Origin of the sequence: Aliiglaciecola sp. NS0011-25, assembly GCF_040370605.1 — a bacterium.
Lineage (GTDB): Bacteria > Pseudomonadota > Gammaproteobacteria > Enterobacterales > Alteromonadaceae > Aliiglaciecola > Aliiglaciecola lipolytica_A.
The window spans coordinates 78,046-102,488 of sequence record NZ_BAABWR010000010.1 but is presented as its reverse complement, the minus strand read 5'-3'; the positions used below and the strand labels follow the sequence as shown (position 1 = coordinate 102,488).

The window sequence follows — 24,443 nt, the reverse complement described above, 5'->3', positions numbered from 1 at the left end:
GAATAGCGCTTATCCTGTTGCTGGCTCGAGAGTCTATCAAAAAATTGCTGTCGGATAATCTTATTTCTGATTATTTTTATGAAATGATTGGCAGCCTTTCAAGACAATCAAATTGTAGGTTGTGGCATAGTTTTTAAGGGCTTTCCTAGTTTCGGTACTTTCACCTATTGCTAAAGTGTCACCGCTACCAGAGAGGTACTTAATTCCACACTGCTGTTGCAAAACCTCCAGAGGATAGAGGTTCATATCTACCCCTGGGAAGCTAATAACTTTGTTAGTAAAGGCCAATAATTTGAAGTTTTGCTGAGCAACTGCCGCGTCGCCATCAATTACTGCTTGTTGTGTTGAAGTTAACGTAGCGAGTGACTCCGTTTGGGTGTCAGATTCGATAATTGGCGACTTTGTCACACTACTGACCTTTTCAGTTATGCAGCCAGATGTGCTAATCATTAGCAATGCCGCAGCGCTCATTTTTAGATTACTCATTTGGCACAATACGCACAGCGGCGCCCTCTCAACCTTGCAGCCGCTAGTAACATTAGCAACCAACCGAAACTACCACCGCCAGAGCTATCATCCGGTGTTGGCAGTGGCGTGGGTGAAAGCACTTCTTGGTTAACGGTAATACTAATGGTTGCAGAATCAGTGGCAAAGCTAGGATCTTCAATTCGATAAATAATACTGTCGCTACCAAAATAACCATTGGCAGGAGTATAACTGACTTGCCCATTATTGATACTGACCCGTCCTGAGCCTACATAAGTGACTTCAGAAATAATTAACGAATCTTGATCCGCATCTGTGTCGTTACTTAATACATCAATGTTAATCGTCCCTGAATCTTGGTCAATTGTGATACTGTCATTCACTGCTACAGGGGCGTCATTGACGGCTTCTATTTGCACCGTAAATGGGAAAACATTGCTATCACTAACACCATCATTAACCGAAATATTGACGATTAAACTTCCTGAAAAGTCAGGGTTTGGTGAGACGCTAGTTTCGTTTGCTACGTAGTTTGCCCCTGGTGACACATCCAAACTGAAGTTGGATGGATAGCTGGAATCCGGATCATCAACTAACAAGTCAGCAAAGCTAATCACAAAACTTGTATCTTCTAATTCGGTTCGCTCGATTTGTCCTGTAATCAAAGGAGCGACAGGATCACTGCCGGGCACTATTTCAAAACTGCCAGGATTCACCGCGTAAAACACATTATCAGAACACCTTACTTTTATGCGGGCGCTGCTTGTACTGGTGCTAGGAGAGGTGACATTTTGTTGACCATCGTTTGCTGTATTGGCCAATAAAGTCGACTCGAAAACGTTATCGCCATCAGCATCAAGCAATATATCCACTGCGGAACATGAAATTGGAGCGCTATTTGTGCCGGCAACCTGCCAATCAACTAGGTGGCTTTGCCCGCCAATCCAACGGGCGTCGGCAATAGGTGTTGTCACCGAAAAAGGAGTATCAGTAGGCTCTACATTGATATTCGCAAATTGCGTAATCACGCCGCCATTTCCATCTCGAACTAAAAGCTCAAATGTGAGTGCGCGCTCGGTGGTGGGGTAGGCTTCGCCAAAGCCAATTGAGTCATTCAGCACTTGACTAATTTGTGGAAAATAGCGACTCGATGCGTCAGAAGGTGGGTAGGAACGAAATAATGGGTTAAATCCATTGTCTTCAGACATTTTTTGCACTGATTCAGTGGCACCGTCAAAACCGCCTGGATTCACTTGATCCCAACTATATGTCAACAAATCATTATCGCTGTCGGTGGCTTGAGCGGTCAAAACGAAAGGGGTATTTGCTGGTATGCTGTGATTGATTTCAGAGCTACTGATAATCGGAATCGCATTGCCATTGGTTTCTGTCGAACCACAATTTCTACGACTTAACAGTGATTGAATTTGTTCCACCGAAAAACTGTGAAAATAATCGTCAGAATCGTTTTGTATATTTTGGCTAGAGCATAGACCTGCATATGACATTATAGTCGAACCGCTGCCAGGTTCGACGGCAGCATTTCGGGAGCGTTGGTCTTCGCTGCAGCCAGCGGCGTTGGATGCGTTAAACGTATGTTCTGCACCTAACTGGTGGCCAAATTCATGAATGACTAATTGAGTATAAAAGCTCTCGCCAAAGGGTCTGTTGCTACCAGTTTGTCCTCGGGCTTTAAAGTCCTCAATACAAATACTTTGGATAGTTGCCAAGCCACCTGAGTCGGTATTCAATACATGACCAATATCGTAGTTGTCTGGGCCAATCAAATCATCGATAACGATTTGATTGGCTTCTAAATCATCACTTGCATCATTTACGAAGGGGTCGGTACTGCTATCGGTATAGATAATTCTGTCATTGTTCGCCACAAGCTCAAATTGGATTGCCAAGTCAGTTAATAGAATTTGATTAATCCGATTGATGAGTTTTGCTAACTCGGCAATGGTACCAGCTTCGCCTCCATTTGCCGCAGTATATTCTCCGCTGGTACTAATCGCTATTCGATAAGTTGTGATAGCGTTTCCATTCGCCCGAGCAGCATCTGGGTTTAAAGATGTCGCTTTTTTCGATAATGTTTTGATGGTTGCTGGTAGGGTTAAGTAATCTTGTTGCTGAGCCAGTTGTGACTTTTGCTGTTCAGGGTTGATTTCATCTTTCACCCAGTAACTAACATAATCTTGAGTGTTACCTAGTTTATCAAACGTCAGAATTGCCCATTGTGTATCGATTTTAAACATTGCCGATAATCCGTCCGGAGAAAGATCAAATCGGCCCTTATCTTGTGGATTATTGACGTTGTAGCCAGTAAACGAGCGGACCAATGGGAATTTCTCTGCCAGAGGTTCGGCCATTACTCGAACTTGCTGTAATTTGAAGATAAGGTAATCACCCTCGGGAGTGGGGACCGAGAGTTCAAATTCAGGTGTTTGATTGTTTATCAGCGAAGTGAATTCAATAGGATTGATCGTCAGCTCGTTTCCAGTTGCGACGGTTTGCCTGTATCGGGCATCAATTTTAGTTGTAGTCTTTGACTGTTGCCACAATGGGAATTCTTGAGCTTGTGCCAAAGGCAGCAAACAAATACTGGCGAAAAAGAACGCAATGTAGATACGGATATTAATTGTCATTAAAGTACCACTTTTAACCTAAATGTTAACTTAGTTAAGTGTGGCATAGCACAGTGCCACCAAACTATTTTAGTCTCAAATACTGATTAACCCTGAAAATAACTTACTTTTACATTCAGCAAAACGCCCACCCAAGGCAATCAGACGGAAAGGCAGCTTAGCCAGTTAATCTAATTAAATACGTAATCTAGCGTATTTAGATTTATCTTTCTTGAACCGATTTTTGGGTTGTGGGAGACTCGATGGTGAGCTTCGTTAAAACCAACAAAAAAGCAGCTCTTAGGCAAACGGATATATGCAAATATCAGGCTGTTTGTATCTATCACAGCTTAGCATGTCAAAGTTTCGGATTGCTTAATAATCCTCAACAATACAACTAAAAAATCGTGAAAAGGAAAACTTAGATATGTTTAAAGTGACTAAAATCGGGATATTAAGTTTACTATCGTGCACTCTTTTTAATAGTTTTGCTGAGGTTAAGTATTACCCTTCAGCAAATGAAAATATGCCTTTTTCTCAAGCTACCCAAGTTGATAATATCGTATATTTGTCCGGTCAAATTGCGAATGACGAAAATGGTAAACTGGCTGACAATATCACTGACCAATCTCACCAAGTAATGAAAAACATTGATGCCACATTGAAGGGGATCGGTTTGACTATGAATGATGTGTTTAAATGCACAGTAATGATTGAAGATATCGAAAAATGGAGTGACTTCAACAAAGTTTATGTGACTTATTTTAATCCTAAAAAATTGCCATCCCGCAGCGCTTTTGGAGCTGATGGGTTAGCCATGGGATCGATGTTAGAGTTAGAGTGCTGGGCTTATGCGAATAATTAGTTTTCAGCTCTGATCATCTGAATGATATGGGTAACCGTTCGCGTCACTAATTCAGTTTGCTTAGCTTCTGACTTAGTAAAGGGTAAACCCAACAAGCTGGATAAGTAAAAATCACCTTTTAGCATATTAAAAAATGTGTAGGCCCAATATTCAGCGTTAGCTTTGTCTAATTTTAGGTGTACATTTTGTTGAAAAAATTCGCGTAAAATTTCGATTCCGTGCTGTGGACCTGCGATATAAAACAGTTCTGCTACACGAGGATTGGTAGTGATCTCACCGATTACTACTCTATGCATGGCGATAGACTGCTCATCTTGTAACAAGTTAATTATCTGGTTGCCATAGGTTAGTAACGCTTCAGTGGGATCCTGCTCAACATCCCGCATATGTTCTTCGCCCAATTGATATTGGGCGCATTTGTATGCAATAACCGATGTGAACAATGCATCTTTATTGCTGAAATGAGAGTAGACCGTTTGCTTAGACACTTCAGCTTTTTTAGCCACTTGGTCCATTGACGTAGAAGAAAATCCCTGACTTAGAAATAAATCGCTTGCCGCCAAGAGAATATTAACGCGCTTCTCTTCGCTTTTAGGTCTGCCAACTTTTGTCTGTACTTTCAAACAATTAGACTTTACTTCGGATTTCGATTGCGACACTTTTTTACTCTTGTTTAAATTAAAAGTTAATTACTAAACTAGACGGTCTAGTATTTATATATTAATCTCTATAGTAATACAAAACCGTGTTAGACAAAATAACAATCTTAAGTAGGCTTGATCAGTGAATAAACCATCGTTTAAATCATTACTAATTCCCATCGCAATTATATTGCCACTCATGGCTGTGGTGGGATTAATGATCGCTGCAGGTTCTGGGCAGGTTACTGCACCGCCCTCAGAAGCAAAAATACATCAGGTGGAAGTGGTTAAACTTTCACCCCAAGATAACTATCAACAACAGCAATTAGCTTATGGCCGGTTGGAATCTGCAAACCTATCAAATTTAGGGTTTGAACTAGCCGGAAAAGTGCAGCAAATTTGGGTGGATGAAGGTGATCACATTGTTGCTGGGCAACTGATTGCTAAGCTCGATACCAAGCGACTTGATGCGTCTATGAAAGAGCTAGAAGCAGCGTTGCAATCTGCTAAGTCAGATTTGCGCTTAGCCAAACAGTCACAACAACGGGTGACTGAACTGGTGAGTAGGAATTTAGAGTCTACCCAACGGTTGAATGAAGTTGATGAAAGCACGCAAGTGGCCAAGGCGCTGGTTGAACAAACTCAAGCACGGATTAATACGTTGTTGGTGGAACTTGAAAAGTCTGAATTAAGGGCATCCTTTGAGGGCACTATCGTATCCAGACCCATTGACCCTTCAACAGTGGTCAGTGCCGGTCAGCCAGTGGTGGTGGTGCAACAATCTTCAGCTTATGATGCGCGAATCGCGTTATCCAGTGATCAAGCATTCGGATTAACTGTCGGCCAAAAACACCGGTTAATTGCCAATGGCATCAATTTGTCTGGGGTCATTAAATCTATCGCTAAAACCAGACAAATGGATACCCGCACGATAGATGTTATTTTTTCCATCGAACCTAATCAACATCCTTTGTTGCCGGGGGATTTAATTGCATTGACCTATAGTAAGCAAGTTGATGAATCTGGAGTCTGGGTGCCTAAACAAGCGCTCAGTAGCGGTATTCGCGGCTTATGGACATTGTTTACCGTACAAGGTAAAGGGCAACAAACGGTTACTTCTCGTTCTGTTGAAGTGTTATTTTCTGGTCAGACACACAGCTATGTGCGTGGCCCCCTGAGTGCGAATGATTGGATGGTTGTAAGTGGTGCGCATCGGCTCGTTCCCGGGCAAATTGTGAATGCTGTTGAAGCGCAAACATCTGCCAGTGAAGAGCGCGAATTGGCTTCTCATCAAGGTAAGCTGTAATTATGGGACAGAATTCGCCTAACAATATTATTAGACCTTGGTACACCCAGTTTTTTAGTAATGGTCACTTATTAGCACTCACTATCATTATTTTATTAGTGGCTGGAATTTCCGCTATTACCTCCTTGCCACGACTTGAAGATCCTCGTATTGATACACGAAACGTGTTGGTTATTACCCCTTATCCTGGCGCATCTGCCGAGCGGGTAGAAGCCTTAGTGAGTGATGTGCTTGAAGATGAGCTGCGTCAGCTATTCGAAATTAAAGAAATTAATTCCACCTCTAGAGCCGGTATTTCAGTTATCAGTATTGAACTTCAGGCATGGGTAGATAACAGTAATAATGAACAGATATTTTCAAAAATTCGCGACAGTATAGCCGATGCCAGTCAGCTATTTCCCGCTGGAGCGGGGGAACCGGAGCTAGATGAAAAGCGCGGCGCAACATCCTTTACGTTGCTAGTTGCGTTGGGGTCGCCTGAAGGTTATCAAACGCCAATGTCAATCTTGAGTCGTATGAGCGATGAAGTTGCCGACCGACTCAGAAACGTGCCTGGAACCGAGCTTGTTAGGATATACGGTGAGTTAGACGAAGAAATTGTCGTTGAAGTTGACCCTCATAAATTGTCTGGTGTGGGATTAACGGTTCCACAAGTCAGTCAACTCATTGCAAACGCAGATCCGAAGTTGCCTGCTGGGGTTGTGCGAACCAATAGTCAAAATATTCGTATTCAAGTTGCGCAAGAATTGGCAAGCTTAGATGTGATTCGTAATATTCCATTGTCAGTATCAGCGAATGGACAGTTTTTGCGGGTGCAGGATGTCGCCAAAGTATACCGAGGATGGCAAGATCCTCCCAATGATATTGCCTTGGTTAACGGCCAGCAAAAAGTCTTTGTTGCGGCGCGAATGCAATCTACTGTGCGCGTAGATAACTGGACAAAAAGCAGTAAAGAAGCCCTCGAAGATTTTAATTCACTGTATCAAGGTAGCGTTGCTGCGGATATTATTTATGAACAGAATCAATATACTGAATCTAGGCTGTTAGATCTCACTCAAAACCTGTTGATGGGGTGTTTGGTAGTGATGGTTGTGGTGTTTCTGTTCATGGGTTTTCGCTCTGCTTGGATTGTCGGCATCTCTTTACCTCTTAGTGCCGCTTTTACACTTTTTTCGCTAAACTTTTTCAATGAACAAATTCATCAAATGTCGATATTTGGCATTATCATCGCTATTGGTTTATTGATAGATAACGCCATTGTAATTACCGACGAAATTCGGGCAAATTTATTAGATCGGCAGAATTCCCGATTAGATGCATTGGTGAAAAGTGTTCAGCACCTGTTTAGTCCGCTTTTAGCCTCCACATTGACCACAATTTTAGGCTTTATGCCAATCTTTTTACTACCCGGCAATATTGGTGATTTCATAAGCTCTATTGCGATTAGCGTCGTGATGGCATTAATCGGTTCGTTGATTATCTCACTCACTGTTATTGCGTCATTGGCAGCTCGTTTTTTACCTAGACCAGATTCCGAAATGCGGCCGCAAGCTTGGTATCAAGGCGGGATTCAATTCAAAGAGCTTACTGATTGGTATAAAAATACTATTAGTAAAGCGATTAAACGCCCTATTCTTTGGCTATTGTTAACCACTGCATTACCTATTTCAGGATTTATTTTAGCTGGGCAGTTAGGGAATGTCTTTTTCCCCAGTGCAGATCGAGATCAATTTGAAATCCAAATGTGGTTACCTGAAGGTAGCTCGTTAAACACTACAGAAACTGTCGCTAAACAGATGGATGAGCATATTCGTTCACACCAAGGTGTGAATCAAGTTACTTGGTTAGTAGGCGCATCTACACCTTCAATTTATTACAATCAGGTGATGAAACGAGATAATACAGCTCACTTTGCGCAAGCGGTCGTGACTACTGATTCCGTTTCATCAGCAGCCGCGCTGATTTCTGAATTGCAACTGAGTTTAGATGAGGAGTTTCCTCAGGCAAGGGTTGTGGTCAAAGCGTTTGGCCAAGGACCACCCATTGCCGCGCCTATTGGAGTTGAAATATACGGTCCAGATTTAGCTGTTATCGAAGAATTGGGCCAGCAGGTGCGATTGGTTATGTCACAAATACCGGGGATCACCAATAGTATTGCCACTATCACCCTTGGCGAACCTGAGTTTATCTTAGATGTAACCCGCAATGAGTCGGCTTTAGCCGGATTATCGTTAAATGATATTGCCAGCCAGCTTCAAGCTTCATTGGATGGCCAAGTTGGAGGTTCGATTTTAGAAGGTACCGAAGAAATACCGATTCGAATTAGACTGCCAGAATCGCAACGCAATAATATTGATAGTTTAAATGCTATTCCGTTATTAACTAACACATTAACAAATCAACAACGGTGGGTACCCGTGTCAGCGCTAGGGGAATTCAAGTTCACCTCTACGATTGCTGGAATTACCAGAAAAAATGGCGAAAGAGTTAATATCATCGAAGGGTATTTGATGCCTAATGCCACTGCTGTTGACGCGAGTAAGTTGTTACAAGTCAAACTGGCTGAGTCAGGATTTGAATTACCCAAGGGCTATCGAATCAAATTGGCTGGGGATGCTGATGAGCAGCAAGAAGCTTTAGGACTCTTAGCCGCTTATGCGCCAGTATTGTTGGTGCTGATGATAACCACCCTTATTTTAACCTTTAGAAGTGTCAAACTTGCAGCCTTAATCGCCTCTGTGGCAGTTCTATCCGTGGGGTTAGGAATGTTCAGTTTATGGTTATCAGGTTTACCCATTGGCTTTAACCCGTTGCTCGGCAGTGCTGGACTAATTGGGGTGGCAATAAATGGTTCAATTGTCGTTATAGCCTCTATCAATGCTAATCCTGCAGCGAAACTCGGCGATATTGACGCTATTGTAAAAGAGACCATGAGCTGTAGTCGCCATATCCTTTCCACCACCTTTACAACAGTGGGTGGCTTTATCCCATTATTAATTTTTAGTGAAGGGAGCTTTTGGCCGCCGCTTGCTGTTGTGTTGGCCGGAGGTGTCGGTTTTTCGGTAATACTCTCATTAATTTATACTCCCATAGTAGCCGGTCGTTTAGCTATTCGCAGAGGAAGAAAATTTGCGCTAGAAACTGCCGCTATGGCTACCTAGTACAACCATTGGATTCAACTGCTCGTTTTAGATGCAGGACTTACAGTTAAGGCTGAGTATCTTAAAGCGCATAGCTATAACTTGTTTATTGCTGCTTTTAATTCGTCTAAACTGCGGTATTGGTGCTGAAATTACCGGATGTGATGGCAATGAACTATGCTTAAAACAATTAAACGATTGTTTCATACAGATTGTGTTTTCTGCCAACGGTTAAGGCTGATTATCCTATGGGGTGTAATTATGATGGTAGTGTATTTTTATGTCTGGCAATGAAAAAACTAAACGAGATATTACTGACATCGAGGCACCTTTCGAGAGTGAGCTGCACAGTATTAAAATAAAAGGAGTGGCAAAACGAAATGGTTTAACCACTTTTTTAATTGGTTTAGTCGCCTTGTTTGTGGCGATTATGTTATTGGCTTTTCTGCCGCATTCGCTTTATTTAGTCGGCGTTTTTGCGCTAAGTGCCTCCATCGTCACTATGCTCATCGGTTGGTTTAAAGTTCGTGAGCCAGTGCACAGTATTGAGCTCACTAAAACCCATATTTTGTACCATCATCGACACGGTAAATGGTCATTAGAATGGTCAAACATTCAGCGTATCGATGTACCAAAAGTTAGCCATGGTTTAGAACAAATAAACTTAGGAATGGTGGGGATTAAGATTAAACAATATGAGCCACTTCTGAGCTCCATTTCCCCTCGTTTAGCAACTAATTTACTGCTAGAACAACGGCCTTTGCTACTGCAAAATAACCAGTGCGTTGGAGGCGGTTGTTATAGTAATACATTAATTGAAAACGATACGTTCAAAACTCCCGAAGGTAAAATCATTAAAGGCATACCAGCAATGTTAGCCAATCGAATGACCAAATTGAGAGCTGGCTTAGGTTTTGATGTGTTTATTTCAGTGGGAGAACTGGACCGCAGCAGTGAAGACTTTGTTGTTTTATTAAGAGATTGCCTGTCTAGTGTCAATAGCACTTATCCTGACTAACACTTCTTTTATGCGAACGCTTCACTGTCGGTTATGACATTCTTTGCCTCTTGGATTAACGACGGAAGTCGCAATTTCACAATACTAAATTCATCTAGTTTTATGGCCGTTTCTAATTCATCACACAAATCCAACAGCATCGGGACACCGGTATATAAACATGCACCATGTAGTTTGTGAACGAGCTGCTTTAGGGTTTGTTTATCGGTTATCTTCCAAGCATCTTCTATTTGTGTAATTAAGTCAGGTAACTCTGCAACAAATGCACTTAGCATATCTTTTGCGGCAGCCTCGTCTTGGTTTGCAATTTTTAGTGCCATAGACCAATCGACGGAAGAACATTCAGTTGCTGAACTAGAGGTATTACACCAGCGTTTTATCAATACAATCAAATCTTCTAAATCAAGGGGCTTAGGCAGGTAATCGTCCATACCTGAGGCCAGTAATCTGTCTTGTTCTTCTTTGAGAGCATGTGCGGTAACCGCTATGATCGGAGTGCCTAAATTCAACTGGCTTTTACGAATTAAGCGAGAGGCCTGCAATCCATCCATAATTGGCATTTGCACATCCATTAAAATAATATCGAAATCTTCCTGATTACATAAATTAACGGCCTCTTCACCACTGTAGGCAAGGCTTAATTCTAGGTGTGAGGGGTTTAACCAGGTGCTTAATAAACGCAGATTCATTTCCATATCATCAACCGCAAGTATTTTGACTTTTGGTAATTCAAGTAAGTTTTGCTGTATCTGATTATGGTGTGACTCGATCGGCGTTTGCGTCAAACTGGCCAGTTTATTCAGGGTTAAAGGGAGTCGAAGTTGTGTGGGTTTGGTTACCTGATGAGACTCATCGAAAGAAATACCGTCGCCCGAATAGAGAATTATAAGATTGGAAGTTCTAACATTCGTCAATTGAGTCAAAATGTCTACATGCGTGGTTAAGTAGCTTTCTGGAAGGCAAACGAACAGACTGTCATAATCTTGTTTTGTAGTGAAAAACTCTTTGATACTGTGGGCTAGCGTGACTTTTGCTCCGGTATTTTCTAACATCTTAGACGCTGAGTTTGTAGTGAGCGCATCGGTATCTAAAAGCAATACTTTTTTCTCCGCCCAGCCAATGTTGCGAGCAAACTGCTCTGATTTGTCCAATATTTTGGTACTAATAGTGACGCGAAAACAACTGCCTTTTCCGGGATCACTGGTTAGCGTGATTTTGCCGCCCATCAAATGCACTAACTGTTGACAGATCACCAATCCTAAACCTGTGCCTTGATACGTTCGGCTGGTGGAGTCTTCAATTTGCGAAAATGCGTTAAATAGCTTTTTGCGATCGTCTTGGCTAATACCTATGCCGGTGTCTTCGACATTAAAATTTAGCTCGTACATGTTGTTAGCTAATAACTTACCGGTCACTAGAAGGCTAATATGACCACTGGGAGTAAACTTTAATGCATTGCCTAACAAGTTGGTTAAAATCTGTTTGATTCGTTGTGCATCTCCCTCGAGCTGCTCAGGCAAGGGGGTTAACTCATAAATGAATTCCAACTTCTTATTATGTGCAGATCTGGCCATTACGCTAACCATCTCTTCTAAGACATCATTTGGACAGAAGGGTTGATTATGTAATTGCAATTTACCCGCTTCTATTTTCGATACATCTAATACGTCGTTGACAATATTCAACAAGGTATCGGCAGCAGAATTAATAATCCTCACATGCTCTTGTTTATCAACGGGTAACGGTGTGTGAATCAGTTCTTTGCTGAACCCTAGAATCGCATTCAATGGGGTGCGAATTTCATGGCTCATATTAGCGAGAAACTGAGATTTTATGGTGCTGGCGTTAATCGCATCTTTTCTGGCGATATCTAGACGGGCATTTTGTTCTTCTATGAACTCCATGTTATTGCGTAAATCATTAGTAGCTTGTTGAATCTCGCGTTCCAATTGATTATGACTTTTATCCATCATCGCAATTGAAAATAACCCTGCTTGGATAAACAAACCAACATGCAGACAGTAAGTGGTGAACATATTGGTAGGCAAAAAGCCGGTTAAGCTGGTCATACTGACCAGTGCGCTTACAATGAGTACTAGCCAAGCTGCTATGAAGTATCGCGCTGGATTAAATTTATTCGAATAACTTTCTATCCCCGCGACTAAAAAACTGGCGATAGCAAAAAACGTTACCAGATATACAATGGCATTTTGCCAAGCAGCAGGGAACAAACTAATTAAGGAGCAGAACCCCATGGTGACCAGCACGCCAATATTGGTTTTGATAAAAGGAGCTGTTTTGAATGCCGTTCGTTTGGCCTCTAAAAACATGTAAGTGAAGATGCCTGATGCTATCCCGACCAGCACGAATATTAAATCCATATGGCTGGTTAGCCACAATGTTGCTTCATAAGGAAACAATAAAATTGAGTGCCCACCCCAAACAAACTGCCAAGTAATCACAGCCAGAATATAACCAACAAAGGCTAATAAGCTTAGCTCTCTATTGATTAAATATAAGATTAAGTTGTATAAGGCTAAAATTAATAAACCGCCATAAAATAGGCCCCAAATCAAGTTATCCCAAAACACCATTCGCATATATTTTTCGTATGGTTGAATGTCCAATGGGGCAATAACTTGCATGCTTTTGGATTCGATTCGGACATAGAGATCGACTGGAGTCGCTAGTGGCAGATTGACTTTAAAAGCAGGAAAGCGACTAAATTGGGCGCTGGATAATTTCCCCTGTTTATTTGAAGCAATGAGTTCGTCACCTGCAAATAAATAGAAATCCGCTCGGTCCATGTGCGCAAAACCAATATCAATCACCCACTCTTGTATGTCACTAACACGATTTAAGCTGGTGCGTAACCATAGACCGCCAGTATGAATGCCGTAATTAGGATTAGAAGAAGAGTGCCATATAAATTCGTTTCTGCGCTGACGTACGTCATCTATGCTTAGTTGGATATCTGTTTCTGCTAGTACTTTAACTTTATCTGATAGATGGGTGGTTTCTTCATTGTTTATTAACTGCAAAGTTGACTGCGCAAAGGCTGGTAGTCCAATGGTAATTAGAAATAGTCCCAAAACTAAGCTTTTTAGCAGATGCATGATGAGTCATTTCTTCCAAGTGATTGAAAAGCGTAAATATCATTAAACCCTTTGGCATCAGGTTTTTCAATTCTAAAATGTTCAGTTTGGCAACTAACTGACGAATTGGCGTAATAGTTTAGTAACCAGATTAAACAATTTCACTCCAGTGGATGCAGAATGCCTAGTTTATCTTCTATTTCATCGCAACACTCAGAAAATATGGACTAAAGACGGACAAAAACGCGTATAGTTAAAATGATTAATTGCATTACACCATTTAAGGATTTTCAGATGAAAAATATAAACCGCGGATTGACATTATTTTGTGCAGTTTTGTATTCAACGTGGGGATACTCTTTGCCGTTGGAAAAACTTACTCTGCCTGATGGTTTCAAAATTGAAGTGTATGCAGAAGACGTGAGTAATGCTCGCCAAATGGCATTAGGCAAAACTGGCATCGTTTATGTTGGGAGTCGCGCAGAAGGTAAAGTGCATGCTGTAGTGGATACCGATAAAGATGGTACTGCAGATAAAGTTGTCGTGGTTGCAGAAAATTTAACTATGCCTAGCGGTATTGCCTATAAAAATGGCGATTTGTACGTTGCGGCTGTTAGCGAAGTACTCAAGTTCGAAAATATCGATGAAGTCTATGCCAATTCACCAAAAGGGGAAGTGGTAATTAGTGGCTTGCCTACAGAAACCCATCACGGTTGGAAGTATATTGATTTTGGCCCTGATGGTTGGTTGTATGTGCCTGTCGGAGCGCCATGCAATATATGTCAAACGGAAGGGGACGGTAAGTTCGACGACCCTAGATTCGCTAGTATTCTCAAGTTTGATTTAGCCAGCGGTGAAATGAAATGGGTTGCTAAGGGCGTCAGAAACACAGTGGGCTTCGATTGGCAACCTGACAGCAAGGAATTGTGGTTTAGTGACAATGGGCGAGATTGGATGGGCGATGATCTTCCACCATGTGAAATCAACCGAGTAAGCGCAGATGATCAGCACTTTGGTTATCCTTACATTCATGCTGGAGATATCAATGACCCAGAGTTTGGAGCCGGCAAAAACCCAGACGATTACACAAAGCCAGAACTTAAACTCGGCGCTCATGTAGCTCCTTTGGGTGTGCATTTTTATCAAGGTGGGCAATTTCCAGCGGAATACAATAAGTCACTATTTGTCGCTGAACACGGTTCTTGGAATAGAACTGAAAAGTCCGGTTATAAAGTAATGAGAGCCAACTTTAATGGTAATGAAATTGGTACCTATGAGACCTTTATTGAAGGGTTTCTAAACCCAGATGATACGGTTTGGGGTCGTCCTGTTGCTTTCTTGGTTTTGCCAGATGGTAGCATGTTAATATCGGATGATTTCGCTAACGCGATTTATAAGGTAACCTATCAGAAGTAAACAGTTTGGCGAATCTTGTGAAAACGATAACAGCTAAAGTGTTATTCATTGACAACGTTGCCCGAAAAGGGCGCTAAAAAAACAATAATAATAACGACGAAGAATAGCCAGTTTATTCTTGTCGCATTGAAAATGGCCTGCACAAATATACTATGAGTGAAGATACAATTATCAACAAAGATGGTTCAGAGCAGCTCGCACTGAGTCGTTTTACCGAAGATGCATATTTAAATTATTCGATGTACGTGATCATGGATCGTGCTTTGCCTCACATTGGTGATGGTCTCAAGCCGGTGCAACGACGAATTGTTTACGCGATGTCTGAATTGGGGTTGAGTGCCTCAGCTAAATATAAAAAATCAGCCAGAACCGTAGGTGACGTGTTAGGTAAGTTTCATCCCCATGGTGATTCCGCATGTTACGAAGCCATGGTGTTAATGGCTCAGCCTTTTTCTTATCGTTATCCCTTGGTTGATGGGCAAGGAAATTGGGGGGCACCAGATGACCCAAAATCTTTTGCTGCGATGCGTTATACCGAATCGCGTTTATCTAAATTCAGTGAAGTATTGCTCAGTGAGCTTGGTCAAGGCACAGTTGATTGGCAACCGAATTTTGATGGCACAATGGATGAGCCTAAGGTATTGCCCGCTCGTCTTCCTCATATTTTACTGAATGGCGTTACCGGTATCGCTGTGGGCATGGCCACTGACATCCCACCGCATAATGTGCGAGAAGTGGCCAATGCCTGTGCGCTGTTACTTGATAATAGTAAAGCCGAACTGCAAGATATAATGGAACATATTCAAGGTCCTGATTATCCAACCGAAGCGGAAATCATTACGCCTAGAGAAGATATTTCTAAGCTTTATGAAACAGGACGAGGCTCAATAAAAATGCGCGCTGTTTACCATGATGAAAGTGGTGATATCGTAATTACAGCATTGCCTCATCAAGCATCTGGCGGAAAAATTCTCGAACAAATAGCGCATCAAATGCAAGCGAAAAAGTTGCCAATGGTGAGTGATTTAAGGGATGAGTCAGATCACGAAAATCCTACTCGATTGGTGATTACACCCCGTTCTAATCGCGTAGATGTTGAACAGTTAATGCAACACTTGTTTGCCACTACGGATCTTGAAAAGAACTATCGAGTCAATATCAATATGATTGGCTTGGATGGACGCCCAAAAGTTAAAGACCTACGTACCATTTTAAGTGAATGGCTGGTTTTCCGAAAAGACACTGTGGTCAGACGATTACAGTATCGTTTGGATAAAGTGCTCGCTAGGCTACATATTTTAGAAGGTTTGCTGATAGCATTTTTGAATATTGATGAAGTAATTCGCATTATTCGTTATGAAGAAGAGCCAAAACAGCAGCTTATCAAAACCTTCAATCTATCTGACAAACAAGCTGAAGCAATTTTAGAACTTAAGTTGCGCCATTTGGCCAAACTTGAAGAGTTTAAAATTAAATCTGAGCAAGAAGAGCTTGCAAAAGAACGAGATGAACTACAATTATTGTTAGGTTCAGATCGACGTCTAAAAACGTTAATCAAGAAAGAAATTCTATCGGATGCAGAAAAGTATGGTGACGATAGACGTTCCCCACTGGTTTTGCGCGAAGAAGCTAAAGCCTTAACCGACAAAGAATTAGTTCCTTCTGAAGCCGTAACCGTAGTGTTATCCGACAAAGGATGGGCACGTTGTGCAAAAGGCCATGATGTGGACGTCGAAGGATTAAGTTATAAAGCCGGAGACGTATATCTTGCCAGTGCCAAAGGTCGAAGTAATCAACAGGCCGTTTTCCTCGATAGTTCCGGGCGAACCTTTGCTTGTGATGCACATACATTACCTTCTGCGCGAAGTCAGGGAGAGCCGTTAACTGGGCGCTTCAGTGTCGTCGGTGGTGAGACGTTTCAGCATGTAATTATGGCCTCAGATGATCAACGATATCTAATTTCGTCCGATGCCGGTTATGGTTTTGTAGGTAAGTTCGCCGACATGGTTAGCAAGAACAAAGCAGGTAAAGCCTATATCTCGTTACCGGTTGGAGCAAAAGTGATTAAGCCGCAAACGGTTTCTAATATTGAAACTGATTGGTGTATGGCGATATCGAATGAAGGTCGAATGTTAATGTTTCCATTGCGTGATTTACCAAGTCTTGGTAAAGGTAAGGGCAATAAAATAATCAATATTCCGTCCGCAAAAGCAAAAACCAGAGAGGAATATGTCACTGTTCTGACAGTAGTGCCAGACGGTGCTAGTGTGAAAATTATCGCAGGTAAACGTGGTATGACGCTTAGCGCCGCTGACCTCGTTCACTATCAAGGCGAAAGAGGTCGAAGGGGCAACAAACTCCCTCGCGGTTTACAGAGGGTCGATAGCGTTGAGGTAGAATTTGAAGGAACTTCAGCTGACCTTGCATCAGACGAGCAAGACACAGAAGGTAACTCATAGCGTGAAAGGAGAAAGCAGTGCAAGCACCACAAATGAATCCACCACCAAAATGGTTTTGGATTGTTGTAGGGGTTTTGTTAGCTTGGAATCTGTTAGGTGTGATGGCCTTTATTCAACAGGTAACATTAAGCCCTGAGCAAATAAATTTAATGCCGCCAGCAGAGCAAAGGTTGCATTTGGAACAGCCATTTTGGGTATTGTTAGCGTTTGCCTTTGCGGTGTTTGGTGGAACGTTAGGCTGCGTAACCTTATTACTTAAAAAGTCGTTTGCGCGAGTTATTTTCTGGATGTCATTTGTAGGTGTATTGGCACAAATGGGACACTCGTTTTTTATCTCGAATGCATTAGACGTTTACGGGCCTGGCGCTGCAGTTATGCCAATTATGATACTAATAGTTTCAGTCTTTTTAATTTGGTTTTCGGGTAAAGCCATTGTCAAAGGCTGGATCGTTTAATCAAGCTTTGACTGTGGTTAACTATTTGGCTTAGGTACAGATTTTTGGCCGCAAATTGCATATTCTCATACCAGATCCTACTATCAATTTAGACGATATTCAGTCGCTAGAGGTTTATACCATCGGGCAATGAAAAGAATATTTAATCAACTAGGAAGTCTCAATTGAAACAGGAATTAGTCTCGTCTCTTAAACAACACTTTGGTTTTGATGATTTTAGGAACGGACAACTTCCGGTAATCGAGACCATTTTAAATAACCACTCTTGCTTGGCCATATTCCCCACCGGATCAGGTAAGTCCTTGTGCTATCAGTTTAGTGCATTACAACTACCGAATTTAACTTTGGTGGTGTCTCCTTTACTTGCCCTAATGCAAGACCAGCTAGACTTTTTATTGGCGCGAAATATTGCAGCCGCCAAAGTCGACTCAACCTTAAGTTATGCGCAAAACCAACAAGTGATGCAAGATGCTCGCAGTGGTGCTTTGAAAATATTAATGGTGTCGGTAGAGCGTTTCAAAAACGAACGATTTAGACAATTTATTGAGTCGGTGGATGTGTCATTACTTGTTGTAGATGAAGCGCATTGTATTTCCGAATGGGGACACAATTTTCGTCCGGATTATTTAAAGTTGCCGGATTACCAAAAAGCCTTGAATATTCCTCAGGTTTTACTGCTTACCGCCACGGCCACGGCAAATGTTAAACATGACATGGCAAACAAGTTTGCTATTCAGGCGCAACATATTGTACAAACTGGATTCTATCGTGCAAACCTGAACCTCAAGGTTCTGCACGCTCCTGAAGAGCAAAAAACAGCCATGTTAATGGAGCAACTAGCTAAGCTCAGCGGAGCCGGTATCGTCTATGTTACTTTGCAAAAAGAGGCTGAAGAGTTAGCTTTAGTTTTACGTCAGCACGGACACAATGCAGTGCCATATCATGCTGGCTTAAAAGACCAGCAACGACAATCTACTCAGCAGCAATTTATGGCTGATCAAATTGATATAGTGGTCGCAACTATTGCATTCGGTATGGGAGTCGACAAATCTAATATACGATTTGTAATTCATTATGAGTTACCCAAATCGATAGAAGCATATAGTCAAGAAATTGGGCGAGCTGGTAGGGACGGCCTAACATCAGAATGTATTACCTTAGCTAATTTGAATAACCTGACTCGCCTTGAAAACTTCGTTTATGCAGATACTCCTGAACTCAACAGTATTGCTAAGGTTATTCAAAATATAAAAGATCTCTGTGCGCTTTCTTCCGCTGGCGATATTAGGTGGGAAACCCAATTAATTCCTTTATCCAACGACACCAATGTTCGCCAACTACCATTAAAGACCTTGTTAGTGCAATTGGAGTTGAGGAAAGTGATTACTCCTCTGTTTGGCTATTTTTCGGAGATCCGTTTTCGGTTTATTGAAGATATTTCGAAAATACTTGCCCGCTTTGATGGCGAACGACGTCAATTTTTAGAGGCTGTATTTGCTGCCAGTCCGATGAAAAAAGTATGGGCAACGCTAGATCAAGCGGAACTGAAAAGCGCCTATCCGCATCCCCGTAACCGTTTGGTTAGCGCGTTGGATTATTTACATGGGCAAGAACTCATTGAATTACAAAGTCAGCGACATACCGATGTTTTCAAAGTCGATGAGACTAAGCTAGCGGACCCTGATTTAACCGAGTCATTATTTGTCTATTTTAAACAAAGAGAATCGGCGGAAATTCAACGGATTGATGATTTGGTGGGGTTTTTCCAAAATAAGCAGTGTTTAAGTCAGACATTAGCCCGTTATTTTGACGACAATAGTTTAACCCAAGCATGTGGACATTGTAGTGTGTGTTTATCGGGTGGAATTAACTTACCCGAAATTATTGATTCTGCTGCGCCTGATCAAGGGCGACTCGAAAAGATATTCGCAGAACTATCCGCTAGTTATACGGCGAAATTTGATGAACCCGTCTCAAGGGTTTTATTTACACGATTTTTGGCGGGCCTTAGCAATCCATATTTGACAAAAATAAAGGCCAGAAACCTAAACGGTTTTGGCCTTTGTCAATCTATGCGTTATCAACAGTTGTTTGCTTTGGTTGAAAAGGTTTGTTAACGCTTACTTACCACCTATCCTAATAAAGATTTGGTTTAAGATTTTTTGGCGTTAGTACTTTCGAAGATCTTATCAGCCGAAGCTGCCACAAAACCTTGATAAAGTTCACCGTTAGGCAATTCGTATCGTTGGGCAAATTCATAAAAACAGCTTGGAATGACCTTGCTGGTGTCTGAAAAATTCACCTCAATATGATCAGCCATTGTGGAAGACTGCGCTAGGTAAACCTCTGGGCCACCTTTGATTTCGCCACCTGATGTATTGAGTATAAAACCCGCTTGTTTTAATAGGTCATTTACATCGGTCAATAAGTCTAAATCTTGAAGATGATTGACTGAAACGGTGAAATGGTTGGCGCGATATCCCCACGCAGCCATCCAAGCTGCATATTCAGAAACCTCCAAAAGGGTTTCATATTCGTCACTGGATATTTGCCAATGGGGACCTGAATACAAAAAGTTTTCTTGGCTAGTCGCTTCTTCTGCTACTTGGCTCACCATCTTATGAATGATGTCTTGTATGGGATTTTCGAACTCGTTCACCAATAATTCGCTAATAAATACTTTGGGTTTGGTGCTTTGTGGATGTTCAAAATGTTTTGCTTTGAGTTTCTTTTGCACAAAGTCATATTGGCCTTTTTCCACATAACCTAAGGCCAAAAAATGCGCCGCAAGTTTATCTAAATTGACAGAGTCTATATCAAAGGTGCGAAACGCGACATGGTCGTTTACTAGCTCAGATTGTCCATTGTATTGCCCTAGCAATTTATGAACTTTTTGTGCAGAAGGGGTAATGTTTATGTAATCCTGCCAAAGATTTGCAAACAAAGTGTCAATATCAGTGTGCATAGTTGCAGCCTATCTCGATTTGGTAAAAGGGCCTGCAACGCATAATGATTACAGGCGGTTAAATAACTTATATGCTTAAGCCAGGGCTTAAGGTTCCAGGCAGAGTTACCTGCTCCAATTCCACAGAAGCCACAGGGAAGGCACAATAGTCAGCGGCATAATATGCGCTAGCACGGTGATTACCGCTTTCCCCAATTCCGCCAAATGGCGCGGCACTGCTTGCACCGGTAATCGGTCTATTCCAATTTACAATACCTGCACGTATGCGTTTGAAAAAGTGCTGATAGTCCGCTTCACTGTCGCCGATGAAACCTGCACTTAATCCGAATTTGGTGTTATTTGCTGACGCAATTGCTTGGTCAAAATCGTCATATCGAATTACTTTCAAAAGAGGTCCGAAATGTTCTTCATCAGGCATCTCATCAAACATAGAAGTAACATCGAGAATCCCCGGTGTGACGAAGCCTGTTGCTGTATCCATATGCTTTAGTTTGACTAATTCAGTTGCACCTAAATCAACTAATTGTTGCTGTGCTTTAACCATTCCAGCGGCCGCATTAGCAGAAATCATTGCGCCCATAAATGGCTGTATTTCGGCATCATAATGGTCAACTTTGATGTTTTTGGTAACCTCAATTAGCTTGGCTAGAATTGCGTCGCCCTGTTCACCGTTTTGAATAAACAACCGACGGGCGCAGGTACAACGTTGTCCAGACGTGACAAATGCCGATTGAACAATGTCGTGGACTACAGCGTTAATGTCTTTTGCATCTTTTACGATAAGGGGGTTATTACCACCCATCTCTAAGGCTAATATTTTACCCGGGTGACCTGCAAATTGTTCATGTAAAATTTTGCCAGTACGCGAACTTCCAGTGAAAAACAGGCCATCAATATCAGCATGGCTTGCTAATGCTTTACCGGTTTCTACTTCGCCTTGTACTAAATTCAAAACCCCTGCAGGTAAACCCGCTTGCTGCCAGAGTTTCACCATTTTCTGAGCCACCAAAGGGGTCAGATCACTAGGTTTGAATACTATGCTATTACCGGCAATGAGCGCAGGAACTATATGTCCATTAGGAAGGTGGCCTGGGAAATTATACGGACCAAAAACTGCTACTACACCATGGGGTTTGTGGCGAATAAACGCCTTGCCCACAGGCATTGGATTTTCAACTGTACCCGTGCGATCTTGATACGCTCGTTCTGATATCGCAATTTTGCCAACCATCGCACCTACCTCAGTCGCCGTTTCCCATAACGGTTTTCCCGTTTCTTGAGCAATGGTTAATGCTAAGTCTTGTTTGTTTTCAGTAAGTAGTTCTGCATACCGTTTAACAATTTCCAGACGGCCCTCAAGGGGTAAATCACTCCAGCTTAAAAACGCGTTTCGGGCAGCTTTTACTGCCGCGTCTATTTGTTGCGGCGAAGCAGATTTTGCTTGCCAAATAATGGTGTTTTTAGCGGGATCAATTGATTCAATATCGTGACCTTCACCTAGGTGCCACTCACCTGCAATATAGTGGGCTTGTGTCGTCATACATAATTCCTATGGCTGGGTTATTAAATTATTTTGGTTGGCGCATATCGTATAGGGTCATTTTCAGCGACCATTAACGCTGCAGCGCTTTCGGGAGAGATATACGCAAAGTTGTTGTCGTTATCTACATAGACTTCCGTGGTAATTGCTCTAAAGTCTTTTACCTTAGTATTAATTACGTAGCATAAAGCGCCGTCAGCGGCTTTTTGCTGGTCAATTTTAATCGGCAGCTTACGACTAGCTTGGGCGGTTCTAATGTGTTGGATATTGGCTTCTACTGTTGGGCCACCATCAAAAATGTCCACATAGCCACGGCTAATAAACCCTTCTTGTTGCAAAAGCTGTAAAGCAGGACGAGTTTTTTCATGAACTTGACCGATAACCGCTTGCGCCGCTTTGCTCAACAAACTGACATAAATTGGGTATTTGGGCATTAATTCGGCAATGAAGACTTTGTCTCCAATGCCGGTTAAATAATCCGCAGTGGGGAAGTCCATTGAAAAGAAATGTTCTTCCAGCCATTGCCAAAATGGAGAGGTGCCGTTTTCATCACTTACTCCACGCATTTCAGCAATTACTGTTTCTGAAAACCGAGTTTGATGCTCTAACATAAATAAAAATCGAAATTTTGACAGCAATCGACCATTACTGCCTTTACGAGCATTTTCTTTGAGAAACAAAGTGCATATTTCAGACACACCTGTGTAGTCGTTACAAAGCGTCAAAATATCCACAGTGTTGTGGATTTTAAGCTCACGAGAAGCATGCACTACTTTGCCACAATGATAGTGGTAAAAAGAGTCTTCTAGGCCGACTGTCGCAGCAATGCCACTGGTACCGACTACTTCATTTGTATCGGTATCTTCCATGACGAATAAATAGCTTTGATTAGCGGGTTTATCGACTTTCTCTCGAAAAGCAATTTCAGATTGTTCTATTTTGCGTCGTAACAAAGCCTCGTTTACAGGCAGTGATGTAAAACCAATACCTGACTCAACAGCAATATCATACAAGGCATCATAATCATTTAACGCAATAGGACGGATCACTTTCATAATAGCGTGCTCACTTTACTGGTTGCGTTTTAGCTTAGCTATTTACAACATGCTCAATGGCACGTTCAAAACGCGCTAAACCTTCGGCGATATCTTCATCAGGGATTACTAATGAAGGTGCAAATCGCACAACATTTGCGCCAGCAACTAGGCACATCATATTGTTAGCAGCAGAAGCCACTAAAAAGTCTCTTGCTTTACCGTGATATTGTTCATTCAGGGCACAACCAATTAATAAACCTTGGCCGCGAATTTCACTGAATACATTGAACTTTTGATTAATTTTTTCTAAACCATCGCGGAATAGTTTTTCTTTACGCTTAACGTCTTGCAGAACCGCTGGCGTGTTAACAATGTCTAAAACTTTTTCTGCAACTGCGCAAGCTAATGGGTTACCACCGTAAGTACTTCCGTGTGTGCCGACTTTCAAGCTAGCCGCTATTTCAGAGGTGGTTAGCATTGCACCGATTGGGAAACCGCCGCCTAATGATTTTGCCGTCGTGAGGATGTCAGGGACGACGTTTAAGCCCATATATGCGTATAAATGTCCTGTACGGCCAACGCCCGATTGCACTTCATCAAAAATAAGTAATGCGTTGTGTTCAGAACATAAAGCCCGCACGCCTTCTACAAATTCTTGGCTAGAACTGATTACTCCACCTTCACCTTGCAAAGGTTCCATAATCACGGCGCAGGTTTTATCCGAGATAATGTCTTTAAGTGCATCAAGGTTGTTGAAATCCACATGCTCAACAGCACCTGGTTTAGGACCAAAACCATCAGAATAAGCTGATTGACCGCCAACAGTTACGGTGAAAAATGTACGTCCGTGAAAACCCTGATTAAAAGCGATGATTTGATTTTTGTCTTCACCAAAATGCTCTAGTGCGTAGCGTCTAGCTAGTTTCAGTGCAGCCTCGTTTGCTTCTGCACCTGAATTTGCAAAGTAAACTTTATCAGCGAAGGTAGCGTGAGTTAATTTTTTACCTAAGCGAAGAGCCGGCTCATTGGTGAATACGTTACTGACATGCCACAATTTTTCGCCTTGTTCTTTCAAGGTGGCGACTAAATCAGGATGGCAATGGCCTAATACGTTCACAGCGATACCACCGGCAAAGTCTATGTATTCTTTTCCTTCCTGATCCCAAACTCGAGATCCTTGACCTTTTACAGGAACAATTGCCGCTGGGTTGTAATTGGGAACCATAACTTCGTCAAACGTTGCGCGTGTTACTTGCATTATTTACCTCACTTAAAATTCTGGACGTCTATTTTCACTTGTGATTAATACTGGGTTGGTCACCAAAAAATACTTGCCGAACGACCAATTTGGACTGCGCATTGTGTCAGATTTTATTCAATCTGTCTCTAGGGT

General features: G+C 42.0%; 16 protein-coding genes. 8 read left to right on the top strand and 8 right to left on the bottom strand.

What is annotated here, in order from left to right:
* Window positions 1-60: 60 nt before the first annotated feature.
* Window positions 61-486 (bottom strand): hypothetical protein, encoded by a 426-nt coding sequence (locus ABWV72_RS10470; protein WP_216048844.1) that lies wholly within the window; start codon window positions 484-486, stop codon window positions 61-63.
* Window positions 483-3,134 carry a reprolysin-like metallopeptidase gene (locus tag ABWV72_RS10465; protein WP_353370420.1) on the bottom strand — a complete coding sequence of 884 codons (2,652 nt, stop codon included), beginning with the start codon at window positions 3,132-3,134 and terminating at the stop codon, window positions 483-485. The genes ABWV72_RS10470 and ABWV72_RS10465 overlap by 4 nt, the downstream gene beginning before the upstream one ends.
* Window positions 3,135-3,540: 406 nt before the next feature.
* On the opposite strand from ABWV72_RS10465, the gene ABWV72_RS10460 reads away from it, so the two are divergent.
* Entirely contained in the window at window positions 3,541-3,978 is a 438-nt protein-coding gene (locus tag ABWV72_RS10460) for a RidA family protein (RefSeq protein ID WP_353370418.1), read from the top strand.
* Here the strand turns inward: ABWV72_RS10460 and ABWV72_RS10455 are convergent.
* Window positions 3,975-4,637 (bottom strand): TetR/AcrR family transcriptional regulator, encoded by a 663-nt coding sequence (locus ABWV72_RS10455; protein WP_303499235.1) that lies wholly within the window; start codon window positions 4,635-4,637, stop codon window positions 3,975-3,977. The genes ABWV72_RS10460 and ABWV72_RS10455 overlap by 4 nt on opposite strands.
* A 124-nt stretch (window positions 4,638-4,761) precedes the next feature.
* Here ABWV72_RS10455 and ABWV72_RS10450 point away from each other — a divergent pair, with 124 nt between their 5' ends.
* The 3 genes from ABWV72_RS10450 (at window position 4,762) to ABWV72_RS10440 (ending at window position 10,083) form a co-directional block, all read left to right on the top strand.
* Window positions 4,762-5,925, top strand: coding sequence for an efflux RND transporter periplasmic adaptor subunit (locus tag ABWV72_RS10450; RefSeq protein WP_353370416.1), 1,164 nt, complete (start codon window positions 4,762-4,764; stop codon window positions 5,923-5,925).
* A 2-nt stretch (window positions 5,926-5,927) separates the two neighbouring features.
* Window positions 5,928-9,086, top strand: coding sequence for an efflux RND transporter permease subunit (locus tag ABWV72_RS10445; RefSeq protein ID WP_342805181.1), 3,159 nt, complete (start codon window positions 5,928-5,930; stop codon window positions 9,084-9,086).
* A 259-nt stretch (window positions 9,087-9,345) separates the two neighbouring features.
* On the top strand, window positions 9,346-10,083 hold the full coding sequence (locus ABWV72_RS10440) for a DUF2982 domain-containing protein (protein ID WP_353370413.1): 738 nt from the start codon (window positions 9,346-9,348) through the stop codon (window positions 10,081-10,083).
* An 8-nt stretch (window positions 10,084-10,091) separates the two neighbouring features.
* Here the strand turns inward: ABWV72_RS10440 and ABWV72_RS10435 are convergent, their stop codons facing one another.
* A complete protein-coding gene (locus tag ABWV72_RS10435; RefSeq protein ID WP_353370411.1) occupies window positions 10,092-13,199 on the bottom strand; it encodes a hybrid sensor histidine kinase/response regulator in 3,108 nt (1,035 codons plus the stop codon).
* Between the two features lie 273 nt (window positions 13,200-13,472).
* Between ABWV72_RS10435 and ABWV72_RS10430 the strand changes: the two genes are divergently transcribed.
* The 4 genes from ABWV72_RS10430 (at window position 13,473) to ABWV72_RS10415 (ending at window position 19,625) form a co-directional block, all read left to right on the top strand.
* Entirely contained in the window at window positions 13,473-14,594 is a 1,122-nt protein-coding gene (locus tag ABWV72_RS10430; protein WP_353370409.1) for a PQQ-dependent sugar dehydrogenase, read from the top strand.
* A gap of 152 nt (window positions 14,595-14,746) precedes the next feature.
* The gene (gene parC / locus ABWV72_RS10425; RefSeq protein ID WP_353370407.1) at window positions 14,747-17,053 is read left to right on the top strand and encodes a DNA topoisomerase IV subunit A; all 2,307 of its coding nucleotides are present in this window, start codon (window positions 14,747-14,749) and stop codon (window positions 17,051-17,053) included.
* A gap of 17 nt (window positions 17,054-17,070) precedes the next feature.
* Window positions 17,071-17,508 (top strand): hypothetical protein, encoded by a 438-nt coding sequence (locus ABWV72_RS10420; RefSeq protein ID WP_342805173.1) that lies wholly within the window; start codon window positions 17,071-17,073, stop codon window positions 17,506-17,508.
* 164 nt (window positions 17,509-17,672) lie between these two features.
* The gene (locus ABWV72_RS10415) at window positions 17,673-19,625 is read left to right on the top strand and encodes a RecQ family ATP-dependent DNA helicase (protein ID WP_353370405.1); all 1,953 of its coding nucleotides are present in this window, start codon (window positions 17,673-17,675) and stop codon (window positions 19,623-19,625) included.
* Window positions 19,626-19,660: 35 nt separating this feature from the next.
* Here ABWV72_RS10415 and ABWV72_RS10410 read toward each other — a convergent pair whose 3' ends face one another.
* The 4 genes from ABWV72_RS10410 to ABWV72_RS10395 form a co-directional block, all read right to left on the bottom strand.
* Window positions 19,661-20,473, bottom strand: a complete 813-nt coding sequence (locus ABWV72_RS10410) for a DUF1338 domain-containing protein (RefSeq protein WP_353370403.1) — start codon at window positions 20,471-20,473, stop codon at window positions 19,661-19,663.
* 67 nt (window positions 20,474-20,540) lie between these two features.
* Window positions 20,541-22,013, bottom strand: coding sequence for a succinylglutamate-semialdehyde dehydrogenase (gene astD, locus ABWV72_RS10405; protein ID WP_216048831.1), 1,473 nt, complete (start codon window positions 22,011-22,013; stop codon window positions 20,541-20,543).
* A gap of 23 nt (window positions 22,014-22,036) precedes the next feature.
* Window positions 22,037-23,068 carry an arginine N-succinyltransferase gene (astA, locus tag ABWV72_RS10400; protein ID WP_353370401.1) on the bottom strand — a complete coding sequence of 344 codons (1,032 nt, stop codon included), beginning with the start codon at window positions 23,066-23,068 and terminating at the stop codon, window positions 22,037-22,039.
* Window positions 23,069-23,102: 34 nt separating this feature from the next.
* Window positions 23,103-24,308, bottom strand: a complete 1,206-nt coding sequence (locus ABWV72_RS10395) for an aspartate aminotransferase family protein (protein WP_216048829.1) — start codon at window positions 24,306-24,308, stop codon at window positions 23,103-23,105.
* Between the last annotated feature and the right edge of the window lie 135 nt (window positions 24,309-24,443).